The organism is Rhizobium sp. 21-4511-3d, assembly GCF_053522545.1.
In genome coordinates, this window is the sequence record NZ_JBNWCF010000003.1 from 76,685 (window position 1) to 96,365 (window position 19,681).

At 62.6% G+C, this 19,681-nt stretch carries 17 protein-coding genes; 8 read left to right on the forward strand and 9 right to left on the reverse strand.

What is annotated here, in order from left to right; all coding sequences use genetic code 11:
- Positions 1-2: 2 nt before the first annotated feature.
- Together ACQZ5H_RS08765 and ACQZ5H_RS08770 are read left to right on the forward strand one after the other, a co-directional pair.
- Positions 3-1,181 (forward strand): M20 aminoacylase family protein, encoded by a 1,179-nt coding sequence (locus ACQZ5H_RS08765; protein WP_449097378.1) that lies wholly within the window; start codon positions 3-5, stop codon positions 1,179-1,181.
- A gap of 29 nt (positions 1,182-1,210) precedes the next feature.
- A complete protein-coding gene (locus ACQZ5H_RS08770; RefSeq protein WP_449097379.1) occupies positions 1,211-2,251 on the forward strand; it encodes an Ldh family oxidoreductase in 1,041 nt (346 codons plus the stop codon).
- A gap of 266 nt (positions 2,252-2,517) precedes the next feature.
- Here the strand turns inward: ACQZ5H_RS08770 and ACQZ5H_RS08775 are convergent, their stop codons facing one another.
- From ACQZ5H_RS08775 to ACQZ5H_RS08810, 8 genes are all read right to left on the reverse strand, one after another.
- Complete coding sequence (locus ACQZ5H_RS08775) at positions 2,518-3,480, reverse strand: dihydrodipicolinate synthase family protein (RefSeq protein WP_449097380.1); 963 nt, start codon at positions 3,478-3,480, stop codon at positions 2,518-2,520.
- A 125-nt stretch (positions 3,481-3,605) separates the two neighbouring features.
- Entirely contained in the window at positions 3,606-4,310 is a 705-nt protein-coding gene (locus ACQZ5H_RS08780; RefSeq protein ID WP_449097381.1) for a GntR family transcriptional regulator, read from the reverse strand.
- An 85-nt stretch (positions 4,311-4,395) separates the two neighbouring features.
- A complete protein-coding gene (locus ACQZ5H_RS08785; protein WP_449097382.1) occupies positions 4,396-5,040 on the reverse strand; it encodes a CDP-alcohol phosphatidyltransferase family protein in 645 nt (214 codons plus the stop codon).
- A gap of 1 nt (position 5,041) precedes the next feature.
- The gene (locus tag ACQZ5H_RS08790) at positions 5,042-5,428 is read right to left on the reverse strand and encodes a hypothetical protein (RefSeq protein WP_449097383.1); all 387 of its coding nucleotides are present in this window, start codon (positions 5,426-5,428) and stop codon (positions 5,042-5,044) included.
- On the reverse strand, positions 5,425-6,375 hold the full coding sequence (locus ACQZ5H_RS08795) for a phosphatidate cytidylyltransferase (protein WP_112714871.1): 951 nt from the start codon (positions 6,373-6,375) through the stop codon (positions 5,425-5,427). The genes ACQZ5H_RS08790 and ACQZ5H_RS08795 overlap by 4 nt, the downstream gene beginning before the upstream one ends.
- On the reverse strand, positions 6,372-7,025 hold the full coding sequence (locus tag ACQZ5H_RS08800) for a lysophospholipid acyltransferase family protein (protein WP_449097384.1): 654 nt from the start codon (positions 7,023-7,025) through the stop codon (positions 6,372-6,374). The genes ACQZ5H_RS08795 and ACQZ5H_RS08800 overlap by 4 nt, the downstream gene beginning before the upstream one ends.
- 98 nt (positions 7,026-7,123) lie before the next feature.
- A complete protein-coding gene (locus ACQZ5H_RS08805) occupies positions 7,124-8,425 on the reverse strand; it encodes a hemolysin family protein (protein ID WP_130280601.1) in 1,302 nt (433 codons plus the stop codon).
- A 148-nt stretch (positions 8,426-8,573) separates the two neighbouring features.
- Positions 8,574-10,121: a putative bifunctional diguanylate cyclase/phosphodiesterase gene (locus ACQZ5H_RS08810; protein ID WP_449097385.1), complete on the reverse strand. Its 1,548-nt coding sequence runs from the start codon at positions 10,119-10,121 to the stop codon at positions 8,574-8,576.
- A 163-nt stretch (positions 10,122-10,284) separates the two neighbouring features.
- On the opposite strand from ACQZ5H_RS08810, the gene ACQZ5H_RS08815 reads away from it, so the two are divergent.
- The 4 genes from ACQZ5H_RS08815 to ACQZ5H_RS08830 all read left to right on the forward strand — a co-directional run bounded on the left by ACQZ5H_RS08815 (position 10,285) and on the right by ACQZ5H_RS08830 (position 12,810).
- Positions 10,285-10,491: a hypothetical protein gene (locus ACQZ5H_RS08815; protein ID WP_112714865.1), complete on the forward strand. Its 207-nt coding sequence runs from the start codon at positions 10,285-10,287 to the stop codon at positions 10,489-10,491.
- Between the two features lie 104 nt (positions 10,492-10,595).
- Entirely contained in the window at positions 10,596-11,375 is a 780-nt protein-coding gene (locus ACQZ5H_RS08820) for a hypothetical protein (RefSeq protein ID WP_449097654.1), read from the forward strand.
- Entirely contained in the window at positions 11,368-12,090 is a 723-nt protein-coding gene (locus tag ACQZ5H_RS08825) for a metallophosphoesterase family protein (protein ID WP_112714863.1), read from the forward strand. The genes ACQZ5H_RS08820 and ACQZ5H_RS08825 overlap by 8 nt, the downstream gene beginning before the upstream one ends.
- A gap of 3 nt (positions 12,091-12,093) precedes the next feature.
- The gene (locus ACQZ5H_RS08830; RefSeq protein ID WP_449097386.1) at positions 12,094-12,810 is read left to right on the forward strand and encodes a Crp/Fnr family transcriptional regulator; all 717 of its coding nucleotides are present in this window, start codon (positions 12,094-12,096) and stop codon (positions 12,808-12,810) included.
- Here the strand turns inward: ACQZ5H_RS08830 and ACQZ5H_RS08835 are convergent, their stop codons facing one another.
- Positions 12,811-13,044 carry a hypothetical protein gene (locus ACQZ5H_RS08835; RefSeq protein ID WP_449097387.1) on the reverse strand — a complete coding sequence of 78 codons (234 nt, stop codon included), beginning with the start codon at positions 13,042-13,044 and terminating at the stop codon, positions 12,811-12,813.
- Positions 13,045-13,255: 211 nt separating this feature from the next.
- Here ACQZ5H_RS08835 and ACQZ5H_RS08840 point away from each other — a divergent pair, with 211 nt between their 5' ends.
- Both ACQZ5H_RS08840 and ACQZ5H_RS08845 read left to right on the forward strand, forming a co-directional pair.
- Positions 13,256-13,984, forward strand: a complete 729-nt coding sequence (locus ACQZ5H_RS08840; RefSeq protein WP_199625724.1) for a Crp/Fnr family transcriptional regulator — start codon at positions 13,256-13,258, stop codon at positions 13,982-13,984.
- A gap of 466 nt (positions 13,985-14,450) precedes the next feature.
- Positions 14,451-19,523 (forward strand): beta strand repeat-containing protein, encoded by a 5,073-nt coding sequence (locus tag ACQZ5H_RS08845; protein WP_449097388.1) that lies wholly within the window; start codon positions 14,451-14,453, stop codon positions 19,521-19,523.
- The last annotated feature ends 158 nt before the right edge of the window (positions 19,524-19,681 follow it).

Sequence of the window (19,681 nt, forward strand, 5' to 3'; positions counted from 1 at the left end):
CCATGACGCCCGATTCCACCCTCGCCGCCCTTGCTGAAGAAGCCAAGGGATGGCGCCGCACCATCCACCAGCACCCGGAGCTGCTTTTCGATCTGCCGAAGACATCGGCGCTGGTGACCGAGAAGCTGAGGGAATTCGGCTGCGATGAAGTGGTGACCGGGCTCGCCACATCCGGCGTCGTGGCCGTCATCAACGGTTCGCGCGGCGCGGGAAAGACGATTGCGCTCCGCTGCGATATGGACGCCCTGCCGATGTCCGAGCAGACGAACCTTCCCTATGCCTCCAAGGTCGAGAACATGATGCATGCCTGCGGCCATGACGGGCACACGGCCATGCTGCTTGCGACCGCCAAGCATCTCGCCGCCAATCGCGACTTCGCCGGCAAGGCCGTCCTGATCTTCCAGCCGGCTGAAGAAGGCGGCGGCGGCGGCCGGGTGATGATCGAGGAAGGCGTGCTCGAGCGCTTCGGCATCGAGGAAGTCTATGGCATGCATAATGAGCCGGGTCTCGCGGTCGGCTCCTTCGCGATCCGCAGCGGCCCGCTGATGGCCGGCGGCGACCGCTTCGTCATCACCATCAACGGCAAGGGTGGCCATGCCGCCTCTCCGCATCTCAGCCACGACCCCGTCGTCGTCATGGCGCATATGATTTCCGCGCTGCAGTCGATCGCCTCGCGCTTCACCGATCCCTTCGATCCGGTTGTCGTGTCGATCACCTATGTCAACGGCGGCAGCGACCGGGCGCTGAACGTCATCCCGCCTGCCGTCAAGATCGGCGGCACGATCCGCACCATGCAGCCGAAGACCCGCAAGGCTGTCGAGGCCCGCTTCCGCGACGTGGTCACCATGACCGCCAAGGCCTTTGCCGCCGAGGCGGAGATCGATTGGCGCCCGGGCTACCCTGTGACCGTCAACGATGCCGAGAAGACCAGGGTTGCCGTATCGGCCGCCCGCCGCGTTGCCGGCGACGGCCGCGTCGACGACAACTATCCGCCGACCATGGGTTCGGAAGATTTCTCCTACATGCTGGAGAAGCGGCCCGGCGCCTTCATCTGGCTCGGCAATGGCGACAGCGCCGACCTGCACAACCCGGCCTATGATTTCAACGATGGCGCGATCATTCACGGCGTCAGCTACTGGCTGGCGCTGGTCGCGCAGCAGCTGGCGCCCGCAGCGAAATAATCCCGCCGGACGAGAGACAGGACAAAGAAATGACCGACACTTCCACATTGACGCTCGCCGAGCTCGAAGCCCGCGTCGTGGCGATTTTCCGCAAGGCCGGGATGAATGCCATCCAGGCAGCGGCCGTCACCCGGGTGATCACCGCGGGCGAGCGCGATGCCTGCAAATCGCACGGCATCTACCGTATCGAAGGCGTGCTGCGCACCATCAAGGCGGGCAAGGTCACCCCGGATGCAGTGCCTGAAGTCGAGCCGCAGCCGGAGCAGTCGGCGATCGTCAAGGTCAATGCCAGGGGCGGCTTTGCCAATCCGGCTTTCGAACTCGGCCTGCCGCTGCTTGCCGAGCGCGCCCGCACGTCAGGCCTTGCGGCACTCGTCATCAACGACTGCACGCATTTCTCCGCACTCTGGCCGGAGGTCGAGGCGGTCGCCGCCGAAGGTCTCGCGGCCATCGTCATGTGCCCGAGCTATGCGACGGTTGCGCCGGCAGGCGGCAACAAACCGCTGCTCGGCACCAACCCGCTCGCCTTCGGCTGGCCGCGTCCCGACAAGACGCCTTACGTCTACGACTTCGCCACCTCGGTCGCCGCCCGCGGCGAAATCGAGCTGCACCGCCGCGCCGGAAAGAAGCTGCCCGAGGGCTGGGCGATCGACGCCGATGGCGAACCGACGATCGAGCCGGAAGCCGCACTCGCCGGCGCCATGCTGCCCTTCGGCGGCCACAAGGGCTCGGCGATCAGCACCATGGTCGAACTGCTCGCCGGCATCATGATCGGCGACCTGACCAGCCCTGAAGTCCTCGACTATCTCGGCACCACGACGCTGGCGCCGCGCCACGGCGAACTGGTGCTTGCCTTCTCGCCGAAGGCCTTCGCCGCCGGCCGCACGGGCGATCCCTTCGCCCGCGCCGAACTGCTCTTCGAAGCCATCGCCGGCCAGGGCGCCCGCCTGCCGTCACAGCGGCGCTATACGGCACGAGCAAAGTCGCTTGCGGAGGGGATTGTGCTGACCAAGGCCGAGATCGAGCAGCTTGATCGTCAGCTGGCGCTTGGTTTGGCTTCTGTTGGCTGAGTATCAAGGGGGCCGTCGCGCCCGGAGCCCCCTCACCCTGCCCTTTCCCCGAGGGGAGAGGGCAGGGTGAGGGGCATCCTCAGTTTTCCCTTTTCCCCAACGGGGAGGAGGTGCCCGATAGGGCCGGATGAGGGGGCCGCCCGCGCTGAGTTCCCTCATCCCTCTGCCCTTAGGGCTTCGCCCACGGGATGTCACAGACGGAGACCATAAGAAAAGCGGCCGGAGTTGCCTCCAGCCGCCTCAGAAACTCACACCTCAAGAAGCCATCAGGCCTTGTACTTCGCAACCGCGCCCGGGAGCTTGCTCCACTCCGCGTACCAGCTGTTGAACAGCTTGAACTGGCTCTCGACATAGCCGCGCTGGCTGTCGCTCAGCACGTCGCTTTCGTTGAAGTGCAGCGTGTATTCCTCGTCGCCCTTCAGCACCATCATGTGCTTGAAGAACAGCACCAGATCCGGGCCTTCATCGAAGGAGGAGAGAACGGCGAGTGCCTGTTCCAGTTCCTGGGCGCGCTGCCGGGCGTCGACGTCACCCTTGGCTGCCGCCTGGGAGAGGCTGCACAGCGTGATGACTTCCTTCGGCAGGACGTTGCCGATGCCGGTGATGGCGCCGGTTGCGCCGCAATTGACGAAGCCGTGGAAGACGGCCGTGTCGACGCCGATCATCAGCGAGACGCCGTCGTCGCGGCTGGTGATGTTTTCAGCCGCATAGCGCATATCGGCCGGGCCACCGAATTCCTTGAAGCCGACGAGGTTGGAGTGTTCAGCGCGCAGCGCGAAGAACAGGTCGGCGCGGGTGGCGAAGCCGTAATAGGGGCTGTTGTAGATGACAGCCGGAAGATCGGGAGCTGCCGAGAGGATCGCCTTGAAATGCGCCTTCTGGGCTGCGATGACCGAGCCGCGGGACAGCACGCGCGGGATGACCATCAGGCCCTGAGCGCCGACCTTCTGCGCATGCGCCGCATGGGCAGCGGCCGACGCGGTGTTGACCGCACCGGTGCCGACGATGACCGGAACGCCGGCCTTGACCAGGCGCTCGACGCCTTCCATGCGCTGCTCGTCGCTGAGCAGCGGCCAGTCGCCCATGGAGCCGCAATAGACGACGGCCGACATGCCATCGGCGATCAGCTGCTTGCCCTTGCGCACCAGCTGATCGAAATCAGGCGTGCGGTCCTTCTTGCAGGGGGTCATGAGCGCCGGGATGACGCCGGAAAAGATCTTGGCCTTCATGTCAAACTCCTTCAGCGGATAGCGAATGATCGTGGCTACAAAGGCGCAAAATCAGCGGCGCTTCAAGCTCTGATATATCATCTAGCACTTTGTATTTTATTTGTCGACAAGAAATTGGCGACGTCTCACAAATCGATATCGTGCCGCTGGTTTCGCGAAAACAGCGTCTGGATCTGGGCGACGATCTGCTCGGCATGCGCCTTCGCGAGCCGGTCGGCGGCGTCGATGTCGCGGGCCTCGATTGCGGCGATCATGTCCTCGTGCTCGTCGACGAATTGCTGCGGCAGCCGGTCGCCATAGGACTGGTAGTAGAGCCTGAGGATCCGGCGGCCCTCGTCGAGCAGCCGGTTGAACAGGCTTATATAATAGGGATTGCGTCCGGCCTCGGCGATCGCCGCGTGCAGCGCAGCGTTGGTGGCGATCATCGCCAGCGCATCCTGCGCCTCGGCGGCAGCGGTGAAACGCGCCTGTTCGGCCCGGATCGCCTTCAGATCCTCGGGGCGGTGATACTGCGCCGCAAGCCGCGTCGTCACCCGGTACATCAGCACCAGAGCATCGAAAAAGGTGTGCATGTTGAGAAAATCGATATTCGCCACCATCGTCGAGCGGTTCGGCAGCGTATCGATCAGCCCCTCGCCCGAGAGCCGCACCAGCGCCTCGCGGATCGGCGTGCGCGACATGCCGAAGCGCTCGGCGAGCTGTACCTCGTCGATCGGGCTGCCGGGCGGCAGCACCAGATCGAGGATCTCGTCGCGCAGAACTTTATAGACCATTTTCACCCCGGAGCCGCGTTTGCGCTCGGGAACGGAGGCCGGGTCGGTATCGGTCATCGGCAGAATCCTTGTCTCTGACCTATCGAGTAAGGGCGGGCGTCGACGGGATCAATCTTTTTCGGAGAGGCTGCCGGTATGGCCCTCAGACCCGGCCCTTCATCGCCCGGATCAGATTGCGGCTGCGTCTCAGCGCCGTGAATGCGGCGCCGATGGAGACGATCCAGAGCGCTGCCCACAAGATGTCGTTGTGAAGCCCGGCGAGCGGTTCGAAGATCGATAGCACCGCGGCGGCGGTGACCGTTGCCATGCGATGCTGCTTGGCCATCGGGCCGGAGAAATCGGCGCCCTGCCCCGAAGCGCGGCCGAGTTCGCGGACATAGGCGGTCAGCACCGCGAAGGCAGCCGCTGCCCAGCCGAGGCCGGGATAGCCGATCCCGAGACCGATGCCGGCAAAGATCAGGATATCGGCCGCGCGGTCCGGAAACTCGTTCCAGAATGGCCCGTCGGCCGCCGCCTTGCCGCCCTCGACGGCGACCATGCCGTCGAACAGGTTGCAGAGCAGGCGGAGCTGGCAAGAGAGCGCTGCGAGCAGCAGGAAGACGATCCGGGCGGAGCCCAGCCCCTGTCCCGCGAGGTAGAAGAACAGACCGGCGAGCGCGGCGGCAAGGATGCTCGCCTGCGAGATCTGGTTCGGCGTGACCGATTTTCCGGCGAGCCAGCGCGCGATCGACTGCGCCCACCAGCTGTTGCGGCTCGTCAGCGGACGGCGATCTCCGGTCTCGGTCACGTCAGCTCCTCCCTTTCGATATCGAATAATTATAGAGCGCGGCATAGCTCGTCGAAACGAGAAGCGGCACGGCAATCGTCTTCAGAATTTCAGGCGTGCCGCTCACCATGTGGAAGGTGACGAGCAGCGTCGCCGAACCCAACAAGGCGATCACCGGCGGCGCGACGAGGCGAAGCGGGCCGGAGAATATCGCCGACAGTCTCTCGACCACCCGCTTTAGAAACAGCGTCAGGCAACCCGACAGCGCGCCCTGCACCAGGCCTGCCAAGAGCATGCGCGGCAGCGGATAGGCGCGGTTTGCAAACAGCGCCCAGCTCCCCATCGCCACGAAGGCAAAGGCGACATGAACAGCGCTGCTTCGGCCAAGCCGCGCGACGAGGCCGCTCATGTCAGCGACCACCAGTAGCGGACGAGGTGGAAGAAGATCGGCGCCGAGAAGACCACCGAATCCAGCCGGTCGATCAGCCCGCCATGGCCCTCGATGATATGGCCCCAATCCTTAACGCCGCGGTCACGCTTGATCGCCGACATGACAAGGCCGCCGAAGAAGCCCATCAGCGTGATGATCAGCGCCAGAAGGCCGGCCTGGAACGGCGTGAACGGCGTAATCCACCAGAGCGCCGCCCCGATCAGCGTGGCGCTCGCCACGCCGCCGACGAAGCCTTCGACCGTCTTCGACGGCGAGAGTTTCGGGGCGATCTTGGTGCGCCCGAAGAGCTTGCCCCAGACATATTGCAGCACGTCGGAGAGCTGCACGACGATGACCAGGAAGGCGATGAGGAGCACATTGCGGCCCTCGTAACCCGGGATGGTCAAGGTCAGCAGTGCCGGCACATGCGAGGCGCAGAAGACGCATATCATCAGTGCCCATTGCACTTCGGCAATGCGGATCAGGAAGCGCTCGGTATCGCCGCGCAGCACCGAGACGATCGGCATCAGCAGGAAGGCGTAGACAGGCACGAAGATGGAATAGATGCCGTATTCTTCCGCCCAGAGGAGATAATACTGGATCGGCAAGACGACGAAGAAGGCCGAGGCCAGCGCCCAGTGATCGGCCCGCTTGGTATTGGTCAGCGTGATGAATTCGCGCAGCGCCGCAAACGAGCAGAAGGCGAAAAGGATGATGACGCCTGCCCGGCCCGCCAGGAAGGCGATCCCGATGAAGATCACCATGATCCACCAGGCCTTGATGCGGGCGTTCAAGTTTTCGATGGCGCTGTTTGCGCCGTCGGGCGAGAATTTCTTCTGCAAAACATAGCCGACCGCCGAAGCGACGATCAGGATACCGAAGATGCCGAGAACCAGGGTGATGAGATCGGATTGCGCCTCGTTCATTCCGCAGCCCCTGCATGTTTGGGAGACAGCGCCAGCAATGCCGCGCGCGTCCGCTCGATGAATGCCTCCTTGGCCTCGCCCGCCTCAAGCCGCATCGGACTACCGAAGGTGACGGTGCAGATCAGCGGGATCGGCACGATCTCTCCCTTCGGCATGACGCGGTTGAGATTGTTGATCCAGACGGGCACGAAATCGAGCTCCGGTCGCGCCTCGGCGAGATGGAAAATGCCGCTCTTGAAGGGCAGGAGCGGCTCCTCGGTCTGGTTTCTCGTGCCTTCGGGAAAGACGATCAGCGACGAACCGCTGTCGATCGCCGCCGCCATCTGCTCGATCGGGTCCTCGGTCCGGTGCTCCCGGTCGCGCTGGATCAACACCGAGTTGAAGACATCGCGGCCGATGAAGGTGCTGAGCGATGACTTCAGCCAGTATTCGGCGCCGGCGACCGGCCGGGCGCGCCGCCGCATCCGGGGCGGCAGCACCGCCCAGACGAGGATGAAATCGCCATGGCTGGAATGATTGGCAAAATAGACGCAGCGGCGGGGCGGCAGCCCCTCCGTCGCCCAGATGGCACGCACCGCAGTGATGGCGCGCGCAAAGAGCACGATCGCCACCGCTGCAGGCTTGGCTAAGAAACGTCGCAAGTCTTGCATCGAGGTTCCTGCATTCAGGGTTGCAGAAACCTAGCCGCGTTTTAGGCGGACGTGAAGCAGCGCGGTAAGCCGGGTAAGATTTCCACAGGCGGCCGGTGTCAGGCCGACCGTGCTTCGCTTTCCTCGGCCTCCGCCGAAACCAGGATCTTGTCGACGCGGCGGCCGTCGAGATCGATGACCTCGAAGCGCCAACCGTTCTTGACGAAGCTCTCGCCGAGTTCCGGGAGATGCTTCAATTCCTCGAGGATCAGGCCCGCAACCGTCTGGAACTCGATGTCGTCATCAAGCTTGAAGCTCATGAACTCGGCGAACTCGTCGATCGGCGTCCAGCCGGAAACGAGGTAGGAGCCATCGGTGCGGCGAACGATCGCCTGCTCTTCGGACGGACCTTCGAGCAACGCGCCCATGATCGCTTCCATGATGTCGCCGGACGAGATGATGCCTTCGAAATGGCCATATTCGTCATAGACGAGCACCATATGCACCGGCGACTTGCGGATCGCCTGGATCGCGTGGGTGGCGGTCGACAGGTCCGAGATGACCGGGACTTCGTGGGCCAACGCCTGGATATCGGCATGGCCGTTGCTGTTCATTGCGTCATAGTAATCCTTGACGAAGAGCACGCCGAAGACTTCGTCGGAACTGCCACGGCGCACCGGAACGCGCGAACGGCGCGTCTCTTGCAGCTGCTTGCGGATTTCCTCCGGGGTGTCGTCGATATCGACGACCTCGACATCGCGGCGCGGCGTCATCAGGGCGCGCGCCGTGCGGTCGGCCAGGCGCATGACGCCTGAAATCATTGCCGATTCTTCGCTCTCGATAACGCCGGCGCTCTGCGCCTCGGCAAGAACGGTCTTGATCTCTTCGTCGGTCACGCCATCGCTGACCTTGCCCGACTGGCCAAGCAGCCTCAGCACCAGCTTGCCGGATGCATCGAGCAGCCAGACGAGCGGCAGCGCGAATTTCGACAGCACGACCATGGCCGGCGCCACCTTGGCGGCAACCGCTTCCGGCTCCCGCAGCGCGATCTGCTTCGGCACCAGTTCGCCGACGATCAGCGACAGATAGGTGATGGCGACGACGACGGTACCGACGCCGAGCGCATCGGAGAGTGCGGGGCCAACGCCCTGCTCGGAGAGCCACTGTGTCAGGCGGCCACCGAGGGTGGCGCCCGAAAAGGCACCCGAGAGAACGCCGACCAGCGTGATGCCGATCTGCACGGTGGACAGAAAGCGTCCGGGATTTTCAGCAAGTCTGATGGCTTGGGTAGCGCCCCGGCTTCCGTGATCGGCGAGAACTTTAAGACGGGCGGGACGGGAAGAAACGACAGCAAGTTCGGACATGGCGAGCACACCGTTCAGAACGGTGAGCAATACCACGATAATGATTTCGACTAACAAAAGAAGCCTATAACATCGACAAGGATGGCCCCAAGATAAGGGCAAAGCGCTGACAATGAAAGCAAACGATCCGCGGAATTGCGGATATTTTTCAGTTCTCTTCTGACATTTCCGGGAGGAAGGCGTGTACCGGGACGCCTTCGAACCGCTACACGCTGGCCTTGCGGAAGAGCATCGCCGCCTCGTCGACGGTCACCAGAGCGGTCACCGCCTGGCCATGTTCGATGCCCGAGGAGATCAACGGCGAGGCGTCACCCTCGATGCCATCGGCGGTCACCGTTAGCCCCAATCCATGGCCGAGACCGGCAAGCGCCCGCATCATCCGCGCCGAGCGGTCGTCGTTCAGATTTTCCGTGAAGCGCCGGTCGATCTTCACCTTGTCGAGCTTGAATTCCTGGATGTGGTAGAGATTGGAATAGCCGGTGCCGAAATGGTCGAGCGTCATCGTCACGCCGGTTTCGCGCAGTGGCGCCAGCGCTTGCTTGGCGGTCTCGAAATCTCGCACCAGCGTTGCCTCGGCGATTTCCACTTCCAGCCGGTGCGGATCGAAATTGCAGGTCTTCAGGATCGACAGGATGGTCTGGCCGAGATTGGCATCCCGCAGCTGACCGGGGAAGATATCGATCGACAGCCTGGTTTCGGGCGGCCAGTTGCGTGCTCCGGCGCAGGCGCGTTTGAGCACGCTTTCGAACAGCGCATGGATCATGCCGGTCTCTTCGGCGATTGCCAGGAAGCGCTCGACAGGCACTTCCGTCTCGTCCATTTCCCAATAGGGCACGGCCTCGAAAGCGGTCACTTCGCCGGTATTCAGATCGAAGGAGGGCCGGAAGCGCGGTTCGATGGCGCCGTCTGCCATCGCCTTGCGCAGCGCCACTTCCATCCGGCCCCGCTCCTTCAGGAGCAGATCCATTTCCTCTTCGAAGAAGCGGATAGCAGAGCGCTGCTCGCCCTTGGCGCGGTAGAGCGCGACATCCGCCTTTCGCACCAGTTCGCTCGGCTGTTCGCCATCCCGCGGATAGAGCGAGATGCCTATCCCGGTGCCGATCTGGTGGACGATCGGGCCAGTAGCGATCGGATCGGCAAAGGCCTGGACGATGCGCATCGCGAGCGTCGTCGCCGCTTCGGCGCCCAAGAGATGCGGCGCCAGGATGACGAATTCATCGCCGCCGAGACGGGCGACGAGATCGCCGGGCCGCACTGCGGAAAGAAGCCGCTGGGCGACGATCAGCAGCACCTCGTCACCGGCGCCGTGGCCATAGCTGTCATTGATCTTCTTGAAACCGTTGAGATCGAGCAGGAAAATGCCGTGCTGCTGGCCGGCCGCCGGCGGCGAGGAAGCCGCGACGCGCAGCGCGTCGTCGAACTGGCGCCGGTTGGCGAGACCCGTCAACGGATCCTGAAAGGCCAGTTCGCGTGCCTTGCGCTCGGCCACGATGCGGCGCGCCGTCTCACGCTTCTGGTCGATGTAGCGGCGCACGGCAAAGACCAGCATGCCGACGGCGAGCAGCCCGCCCAGCATCAGCGCCTCATCGAGCTCGATCGTCTCCTCGGCCGCGCTGACCGCGCCTTCGGTGACGAAGATATCGACCTCGAAGGCGACATAGGCGACGACGAACATCGCCGCTATGAGAATGAGAAGATCGTGTATCGAAACCCGATGCCGCATGTAGAACTGCCTGATATCACTGCGCTTCACGTCTTGTCTCCAAGCGCCTAAACCTGCGCGATTATCGGGGCTGCGCGTTAACGCTTCCTGCACGTGCAGCCTCACCCCGGCACAACTCGACGCGTCATCCACAGGGAACTTTTGTCCGCCTCGCCGGTTCCTTCTCCTCAACGAGCCTGGGGAGAATTATCTCATGACACAGATCCGTGAAACCGAACGCCGCGGCCGCACCCTGCGTGGCCGTCCCTACAGTCTGAGCGAATTTGCGGAAAAATATGGCCTGGAAGATGACCAGGCAGAAGACCTCTTCTCGCGCTTCGGACCGTCGTCGATCGAACTCGATCTGCTGATGGCTGCCAAGCGCCGTCCTCCGATCCGGCTTGAACAGGTCCTATTCTGAGACGGGCCTTCAGTTCGGCCGGACATGCCGGTTTGTGACGCAAAGGACGGGTGATGAACACCACGGCGACAGCGACAAAGAAAGGCAAGGCGAACCCGGCGCTGATGAAGGCCCGGGCCGTTCCGCAGCTGATCGATCCGGACGCCGAGCCCTTCGTCGCCGATGCCGTGCGCGAACTCGTCGATTGCAAGATCCCGTTCCTGGTGGCCGGCACCTATGCGGTCTGCGCCTATACCGGCATTACCCGGCAGACGAAGGATTTCGACATCTTCTGCAAGGCAGGCGACTACGGCCGTATCCTCGGGCACTTCAAGGAGAGGGGCTATGTCGTCGAGGTCGAAGACGAACGCTGGCTCGGCAAGGTCTTCAAAGGCAAGCATTTCTTCGACGTGATCTTCGCCTCGACCAACGGCACCATGCCGGTCGGCGACGACTGGTTTCAGGATGCCCGGCAGGTGGAGATGTGCGGTTCTCCTGTCTGGATCATCAGTCCCACCGAGCTTCTATGGTCGAAATTCTTCGTGCAGCTGCGCCACCGCTATGACGGCGCCGACATCGCCCATGTCATCCTGCGCGCCCATGACAAGATCGATTGGCGAAAGCTGCTCGGATACATGGAAGTGCACTGGGAAGTGCTGTTGATCGCCATTTTGAACTTCCGCTGGATCTACCCGACCGAGCGCGACAAGGTTCCGCAATGGCTGCTCGACGAACTCCTGGAGCGTCTGGCTGCCCAGCGCGAACTGCCCCTGCCGCAGATGCGCATCTGCCGCGGCCGCATGTATTCGCGCGTCGATTTCGAAATAGACGTCAAGGAATGGGGCTTTGCCGATGTCGGCGGCGAGGGCCAGCCCCGTGGCGAATGGGAAGATCGAGATGGCTGAGAAGAATAGAAAGGTGCGCGTCGCCGCCGTCGCCGACCTGCACGTGAAGGAAGACGGCGGCAAATCCTACAAGGAGCTGTTCGGCGAGATATCGAGCGTCGCCGACGTTCTCGTCATGGCCGGCGACCTGACCGATCTCGGCAAGCCGAAGGAAGCCGAACTGCTCGCTGCCGACCTGCGCAGCTGCACCGTTCCCGTTGTCGCTGTGCTTGGCAATCACGACCATGAAAGCGGCTCGGTCGATGACGTGACTCAGATCCTGACGGATGCCGGCGTCAAGCTTCTCAACGGCCAGGCCGCCGAGATTTCGGGCGTCGGCTTCGTCGGCGTCAAGGGTTTCGCCGGCGGCTTCGGCCGCCACATGCTGGGCTCTTTCGGCGAAAGCGCCATCAAGGCGATGGTGGCCGAAAGCGTCGAGGAATCGATGCGGCTGGAAAACGCCATGCGCCAGGTGCGCGCCGAAAAATCCATGGTGATCCTGCATTATGCGCCGATCGCCGAGACCGTGGCCGGAGAGCCGCTGGAAATCTATCCGTTCCTCGGCTCCTCGCGCCTTGCCGAGACCATCGACCGCTTCAAGGTCGATGCCGTCGTCCACGGCCATGCCCATCGCGGCACCTATGAGGGCCGCACACCGGGCGGTGCCCCTGTTTTCAACGTTGCTGCCCATATCGAGAAACCGACGGGCAAGGCCTACGCACTTCTGGAGCTTTGAACTGTGAATACCCGGCAAGCGATCTTCCGGAATTTCATGATTTCGACGCTGCCAGCCGCCGATTTCGCCAAGCTGGAGCCGCTGCTGGAGCGCGTCTTACTGCCGCTCGGCGAAGAGGTGGAGAAGCCCAACCAGCCGCTGGAATTTGCCTATTTCATGGAAAGCGGCCTCGCCTCGACCATCGCCTCGATGTCGCGCGGCCGCGATATCGAAGTCGGTGTCATCGGCTGGGAAGGCTTTGTCGGCTCGTCGCTTGTGCTCTGGGACGACCAGGGGCCGTTCAAAACCTATATCCAGATTCCTGGCGAGGCCTATCGGGTACGGTCCGGAGAACTCATGGAACTGATGGACGCCCGGCCGCAGATGCGCCGCCATTTCGGCCGTTTCACCCGGGCGCTGAACCTGCAGGTCGCCTCGACCGCATGGACAAACGGCCATACCGTGTTGGAAAACCGGCTGGCCCGCTGGCTGCTCATGGTTCACGATCGCATCGAGGGGCAGAAACTGGCGCTGACCCATGAGTTCCTGTCGATCATGCTCGGCGTGCGCCGCCCGGGCGTCACGGTGGCGCTGCATATGCTGGAGGGCAAGGGGCTGATCCGCTCGCACCGCTCCGAGATCACCATCATCGACCGCGAGGGCCTGAAGCAGCAGGCCAATGGCAGCTATGGCCGCACGGAAGCGGAATACGAGCGCGTGCTCGGCTGGAAGATCCGTTGATCAGACCAGCCTGCCCCAGGCTTCGTTCCAGAGATCCGGATTGCCGGTCACGACGGCGACCTCGATGAATCCGTAGTGCACACGGACATCCTCGGCCCGCTCGATCGCCAGCGGCACATAGGTCGGGTAGAGATAGTTTCCCCCATCCGTCTCGGCATTTGCCGGCCATTCGACATCGGCGACGACACTGCCCTCGATGACCCGCAGGATCAGGCGCACGGCTGTGTTGGGCACATCCTGTGATCGCGCATATCGATGGAACGTTCTCGCCGCCACGCCGGACACTCCGTTCTTTGGGTGCCGAACTTCAAAACCGGTGATGTTGTTCCATTCCGGCGATCGCTCATCTTTGTACGGTAAGAGACAGTCGGTTGTACTGCAATTTCAAGGCGGTAGGTTCCTTTTCAATCGAGTCGGCTTTACCCCGCCGGCCGTGGGGACGAGAATGCCGACTGAAGAGCGCCACTACCGCAATGAACTGCTGAAAAGCCTCGATGCCAGCGATCTGGCACTTCTTTCCCCGCATCTCGAATTCGTGACGCTCGATATCCCCTACCAGATCGAAAAGGCGCATGTGCCGGTCGATTTCGTCATCTTCCTGGAATCAGGTCTCGCCTCGATCGTCGCCCGCCTGTCCGGTGGACGGGACATCGAGGTCGGCATTGCCGGACGCGAGGGAATGACCGGGGCCGCGATCGTCCTCGGCGGCGAGCAATCCCCGAACATGACCTTCATGCAGGTCTCCGGCACCGGCTACCGAATCACCTCTGCAGCGCTGCAAGCGGCAATCGACACGAGCGCCACATTGCGCGCCAAGCTGCTTGCTTATGTTCAGGCCTTTCTGGCGCAAATGTCGTCGACCGTGCTGGCAAACGGCCATGCGAAACTCGAAGAGCGACTCGCGCGGTGGCTGTTGATGGTCCATGACCGCATGGACGGCAATACCATCTCGCTGACCCACGAATTCCTGGCCGTCATGCTGGGTGTCCGCCGCCCCGGCATCACCGTCGCACTCCATATTCTCGAGGGAAAAGGCCTTGTTCGCGCCAATCGCGGCCAGATCACCATCCTCAGCCGCCGGGGCCTGATGGAAGAGGCAAACGGCTCCTATGGTGCGGCGGAAGAGGAGTACCGCAGGTTGCTCGGAGTGGCATTGTCGCGGCTGAATCAGTAGCTCATAATTCAATAGATATTGATATCCATATCCTTCGTAGTGTTATAAAAATAACACAAGAACTTATACTGCCCTTTTTTGGGGTAATCCAAGAAGTTAGACTTTTGGCGCCCCAACACCTGCCAGCATTGCGCGAAAATTAACCCATAATTAGTGCTTCCAACATATTTCTATTTTTGGCCGTGGGGGTCTCAGAAACCAAGGCTAGAGATGTGCGGCTTCCTGCCGGGCGTCTTCGGTTTAGGAACCGGCGTCTCAAATGCGAGGCGCCGTACGCATGATGCTTGTCCTAAGCGACTGCTCTCTCGAGCGATGTCTTCCGAAACATTTCGTCTAAGCCGATCGGCCTTGCAGTTGTGCACGGCACGAGCCCCCGTGTCTGCAGTTGGGGATCTGCCAACTTCTTGGGAACGACGCGCGGACGAATGACACTGTCACCGCTAACGCCAGTGCAAGGGCACCTTTCATGACCTCGATCGTTACTTCTCTTTCCGCAAATCAAATCAAAGCTCTTTCCGCTACAACCATCAAAGCCTTTACCAAGGACGACGTTGCAGCATTCTCCGTCGACCAGCTGAAGCTTCTCAACAAGACGCAGGTTGCTGCCTTCGAAGCCGAAGATGTGGGCGCTCTCGGTTCCGACCAGCTCGGCGCGATCTCCACAGCCGCGATCGGCGGCCTCAGCGCCGCCCAGCTCGGTGCAATCGATGCCACCAAGTTCAAGGACCTGAGCAACGCCCAGATCGCTGCCTTCAGCACCACCCAGATGGCCGCGCTTTCCGCCGATCAGGTCGAAAACCTGACCTCCGACCAGATCAAGGGCCTGAGCGCCGCGCAGATCGGTTCGCTCGGCGCAGACGACATCGCCAAGTTCTCGGCTGATGAAGTTGGCGCCATCAGCGCCAAGGCAATCGCAGGCCTGAGCAACGACGCCGTCGCCGGCCTGACCGACGACCAGATCGCCAAGCTCAGCACCGACCAGATCGCGGCGCTGACCACGAAGCAGATGACTGCGCTGACCTCGGCCCAGCTCGGCAAGTTCAGCGAAGCACAGATGGGCGCCCTGTCGGCCGTACAGGTCGGCGCTCTCAGCACCACCCAGGTTGGTGGCTTCAGCGGTGACCAGGTCGGCCAGCTCAGCCTCAAGGCTGTTGCCGGTCTCAAGGCAACCCAGATCACCGCCATGACGTCGTCTCAGGTTGAAGGCTTTACCGCCGACCAGGCAGGCGTTCTGAGTGCTGCGCAGGTCGCCGGCTTCACCGCCACCAACATCACGGGCCTCTCCGAAGATGCTGTTGCAAAGCTCGGCACCAAGGCAATCGTCAGCCTGAAGAATGAAGCAATCGCCGTCCTCACCGAAGACCAGGTCGGCGCACTCTCCGCCGGCCAGATCGGCGCGATGACCGCCAAGCAGATCACCGGCTTCACGTCGGCACAGGTCGGCAAGTTCACCGATGAGCAGATGGGCGCCCTGACGGCGGTTCAGGTCAGCTCGCTGACCAATGACCAGATCAGCGGCCTCTCTGCCGACCAGATCGGCAAGCTGAGCGACAAGGCTGTCGTCGGCCTGAAAGCTACGCAGATCGCTGCCATGACCGACGAACAGGTTGGCGGCATGACCGACACCCAGGCTGGCCTGCTGACGGCAGCCCAGGTTGGCGGCTTCAGCGCAACCAACATCACCGGCCTCTCCGAAACCGGTGTCGCCAAGCTCAGCACCAAGGCCATCGCTGGCCTGAAGAACGAAGCAATCGCTGTCCTCAGCGACGACCAGGTCGGCGCTCTCTCCGCTGCTCAGGTTGGAGCGCTCAGCGCCAAGCAGATCACCGGCTTCACCGCCGCTCAGCTCGGCAAGTTCAGCGATGAACAGATTGGTGCCCTGACGGCAGCTCAGGTCGGCTCGCTGACCAATGACCAGATCACCGGTCTCTCTGCCGACCAGATCGGCAAGATCAGCGACAAGGCTGTCGCAGGCCTCAAGGCTACGCAGATCTCCGCGATGACGGACGTGCAGCTCGAAGGACTGAGCGTTGCTCAGGCCGGCGCTCTGTCGGCTGCCCAGGTCGGCGCTCTCACGGCTGACGACATCAAGAAGTTCTCTGCCGACGAAATCGGTGCGATCAGCACCAAGGCGATCGGCAGCCTGAGCAACGATGCGATCGGCGTTCTGACCGAAGCACAGGTTGGCAAGCTCTCCGCTGGCCAGATCGGCGCGATCACCACCAAGCAGATCACTGGCTTCTCCGCAGCGCAGCTCGGCAAGTTCAACGACGAACAGATCGGCGCTCTCACGGCAGCTCAGGTCGGCTCGCTGACCACCGACCAGATCGGCGGCCTGACGGCTGATCAGATCGGCAAGCTCAGCGACAAGGCATTTGCTGGCCTGAAGGCTACGCAGATCGCTGCCATGACCGACGAGCAGGTTGGCGGCATGACCGACACCCAGGCTGGCCTTCTGACGGCAGCTCAGGTTGGCGGCTTCAGCGCAACCAACATCACCGGCCTCTCCGAGACTGGTGTCGCCAAGCTCAGCACCAAGGCAATCATCAGCCTGAAGAACGAAGCAATCGGCGTCCTCAGCGACGATCAGGTTGGCGCTCTCTCGGCTGCTCAGGTCGGCGTGCTCAGCACCAAGCAGATCACCGGCTTCACGGCCGCTCAGCTCGGCAAGTTCAGCGATGAACAGATCGGCGCTCTCACTGCAGCTCAGGTCGGCTCGCTGACCAACGATCAGATCGCAGGTCTCTCTGCCGCCCAGATCGGCAAGATCAGCGACAAGGCCGTCGCAGGCCTCAAGGCGACGCAGATCAGCGCTATGACAGACGTGCAGCTCGAAGGACTGAGTGTTGCTCAGGCCGGTGCTCTCTCGACTGCCCAGGTTGGTGCTCTCTCCGCTGACGACATCAAGAAGTTCTCTGCCGACGAAATCGGTGCGATCAGCACCAAGGCCATCGGCGGCCTGAGCAACGATGCGATCGGCGTCCTGACCGAAGCACAGGTTGGCAAGCTCTCCGCTGGCCAGATCGGCGCGATGACTGCCAAGCAGATCACCGGCTTCTCCGCAGCGCAGCTCGGCAAGTTCAACGATGAACAGATGGGCGCTCTGACGGCAGTCCAGGTCGGCTCGCTGACCAACGATCAGATCGGTGGCCTGACGGCAGATCAGATCGGCAAGCTCAGCGACAAGGCCGTCGCTGGCCTGAAGGCAACGCAGATCACTGCCATGACCGACGAACAGGTTGGCGGTATCACCGACACCCAGGCTGGCCTGCTGTCCGCAGCTCAGGTTGCCGGCTTCACCGCTGACAACATCACCGGCCTCTCCGAGACCGGTGTTGCCAAGCTCAGCACGAAGTCGATCACCAGCCTCGCAAACGCAGCGATTGCTGTTCTCAGCGATGATCAGCTCGGCGCACTGTCCGCTGCACAGGTCGGCGTACTCAGCACCAAGCAGATCACCGCCTTCACGGCTGATCAGCTCGGCAACTTCAGCGATGAACAGATGGGCGCCCTGACGGCAGCTCAGGTCGGCTCGCTGACCAACGATCAGATCGCAGGTCTCTCTGCCGACCAGATCGGCAAGCTCAGCGACAAGGCGGTCGTGGGTCTGAAGGCAACGCAGATCGCTGCGATGACGGATACCCAGGTGGCAGGCATCACCGACACCCAGGCCGGTCTCATGACCGCGGCTCAGGTCGGCGGCTTCACTGCTGCCAACGTCACCAAGCTGTCTGAGGATGCTGTTGCGAAGATCAGCACAAAGTCGATCAGCGGCATGAAGAATGAAGCCATCGCCGTTCTGACGGACGGTCAGGTTGCGAAGCTCTCGGCTGCACAGATCGGCGCGGTTACGACCACGCAGGTCACTGCCTTCACCGCAGGTCAGCTCGGCAAGTTCAGCGATGAACAGGTCGGCGCCCTGACGGCGGCTCAGGCTGGCGCTCTGACGACCACGCAGATCGGTGGCCTCACGGACGACCAGATCGGCAAGCTGAGCGACAAGGCTGTCTCGGGTCTCAAGGCAACGCAGATCGCTGTCCTGACCGACGAACAGGTTGGCGGCATCACCGACACCCAGGCGGCGCTGCTGACTGCAGCCCAGGTTGGCGGCTTCGGCGCTACCAACATCACCGGCCTGTCTGAAGACGCAGTTGCCAAGATCGGTACGAAGGCCATCCCTGGCCTGAAGAACGAGGCAATCGCAGTCCTCAGCGATGACCAGCTTGGCGCTCTCTCTGCCGAACAGATCGGTGCAATCACGACCACGCAGGTCGCCGGCTTCACCGCAGGTCAGCTCGGCAAGTTCAGCGATGAGCAGATCGGTGCCCTGACGGCCGCTCAGGTCGGTGCTCTGAGCGATACGCAGATCGCCGGCTTCTCGGCCGCCCAGATCGGCAAGCTCAGCAACGCCGCTGTCGGCGGACTGAAGGCAACCCAGATCTCCGGCATGTCCGACGTGCAGCTCGAAGGGCTCAGCGTCGCTCAGGCAGGCGCTCTCTCGGCTGCCCAGGTCGGCGCCCTGTCGGCTGATGACGTCAAGAAGTTCTCTGCCGATGAAATTGGCGCCATCAGCGCCAAGGCGATCAACGGCCTTAAGAACGACGCCATCGGTGTTCTGACCGAAGAACAGATCGGCAAGCTGAGCACGGATCAGATCTCCGGCCTGCTCTCGACCCAGATGGCTGGCTTCTCGGCTGCCCAGCTCGGCAAGTTCAGCAGCGCACAGATGGGTGCCCTCTCTGCAGTACAGGTCGGCGCTCTGACCACTGACCAGATCGCTGGTTTCTCCGCTGACCAGATCGGCCAGCTGAGCAACGCAGGCACCACCGGCCTCAAGGCAACGCAGATCACTGCGATGACCGACGAGCAGGTTGGTGGCCTGACGGCGACCCAGGCTGGTCTCCTGACCGCAGTTCAGACTGCCGGCCTCACCGCCGACAACATCACCGGCCTCTCCGAGGATGGTGTGGCTGCGATCACCAAGGCTGCAGTCGCAGGTCTGAGCAACACCGCCATCGGTGCACTGAGCGACGACCAGATCGGCAAGCTGTCGGTCGACCAGATCGGTGCGGTCTCCGCCAAGCAGATCACCGGCTTTACGGCCGGCCAGCTCGGCAAGTTCAGCGATGCCCAGCTCGGTGCCCTCTCGGCGGTCCAGGTTGGCGCGCTGACGGACGAGCAGATCGCTGGTCTCTCTGCTGCCCAGATCGGCAAGCTCAGCGTAACGGCCGTCACCGGTCTGAAGGCCTCCCAGATCACCGGGATGTCGGCAGAGCAGATCGGCGGCTTGACCTCCGACCAGACTGCAAAGCTGACCGCCACGCAGATCGCCGCCATGTCGCCTGAAGACCTCAAGGAGTTCTCCGAGGAAGACATCGCAGCCATCAACGTCAAGGCAATCTCCGGCATCGCTGCCGAAGATATCGCTGGCCTCGACGAGGATCCGCTGAAGGCCTTCACCTCGGACCAGATCCAGGCGATGAACGACACGCAGATCGGCGCAGTCGCAGCGGCAATCGCCGCCTACGGCGAAGCATAAGAACGTCCCCTAGGGACAACGGAAAGGCGCGGCCACAAGCCGCGCCTTTCTTGTTTTCCGGCCTGCAGCCGTCATTTCCGGCCGCCGGCCGATAAATCGTAGTACGCTTTCGTACCCAACGGCACATCCCCCGGAACGCGGCCCATCAAGCGGCATTA

What these genes read in the sequence shown, in the direction of transcription:
- ACQZ5H_RS08765 (WP_449097378.1), top strand. Translation starts at nt 3, where the DNA reads ATGACGCCCGATTCCACCCTCGCCGCCCTTGCTGAAGAAGCCAAGGGA.
- ACQZ5H_RS08770 (WP_449097379.1), top strand. Translation starts at nt 1,211, where the DNA reads ATGACCGACACTTCCACATTGACGCTCGCCGAGCTCGAAGCCCGCGTC.
- ACQZ5H_RS08775 (WP_449097380.1), bottom strand. Translation starts at nt 3,480, where the DNA reads ATGAAGGCCAAGATCTTTTCCGGCGTCATCCCGGCGCTCATGACCCCC.
- ACQZ5H_RS08780 (WP_449097381.1), bottom strand. Translation starts at nt 4,310, where the DNA reads ATGACCGATACCGACCCGGCCTCCGTTCCCGAGCGCAAACGCGGCTCC.
- ACQZ5H_RS08790 (WP_449097383.1), bottom strand. Translation starts at nt 5,428, where the DNA reads ATGAGCGGCCTCGTCGCGCGGCTTGGCCGAAGCAGCGCTGTTCATGTC.
- ACQZ5H_RS08795 (WP_112714871.1), bottom strand. Translation starts at nt 6,375, where the DNA reads ATGAACGAGGCGCAATCCGATCTCATCACCCTGGTTCTCGGCATCTTC.
- ACQZ5H_RS08800 (WP_449097384.1), bottom strand. Translation starts at nt 7,025, where the DNA reads ATGCAAGACTTGCGACGTTTCTTAGCCAAGCCTGCAGCGGTGGCGATC.
- ACQZ5H_RS08815 (WP_112714865.1), top strand. Translation starts at nt 10,285, where the DNA reads ATGACACAGATCCGTGAAACCGAACGCCGCGGCCGCACCCTGCGTGGC.
- ACQZ5H_RS08820 (WP_449097654.1), top strand. Translation starts at nt 10,596, where the DNA reads ATGAAGGCCCGGGCCGTTCCGCAGCTGATCGATCCGGACGCCGAGCCC.
- ACQZ5H_RS08825 (WP_112714863.1), top strand. Translation starts at nt 11,368, where the DNA reads ATGGCTGAGAAGAATAGAAAGGTGCGCGTCGCCGCCGTCGCCGACCTG.
- ACQZ5H_RS08840 (WP_199625724.1), top strand. Translation starts at nt 13,256, where the DNA reads ATGCCGACTGAAGAGCGCCACTACCGCAATGAACTGCTGAAAAGCCTC.
- ACQZ5H_RS08845 (WP_449097388.1), top strand. Translation starts at nt 14,451, where the DNA reads ATGACCTCGATCGTTACTTCTCTTTCCGCAAATCAAATCAAAGCTCTT.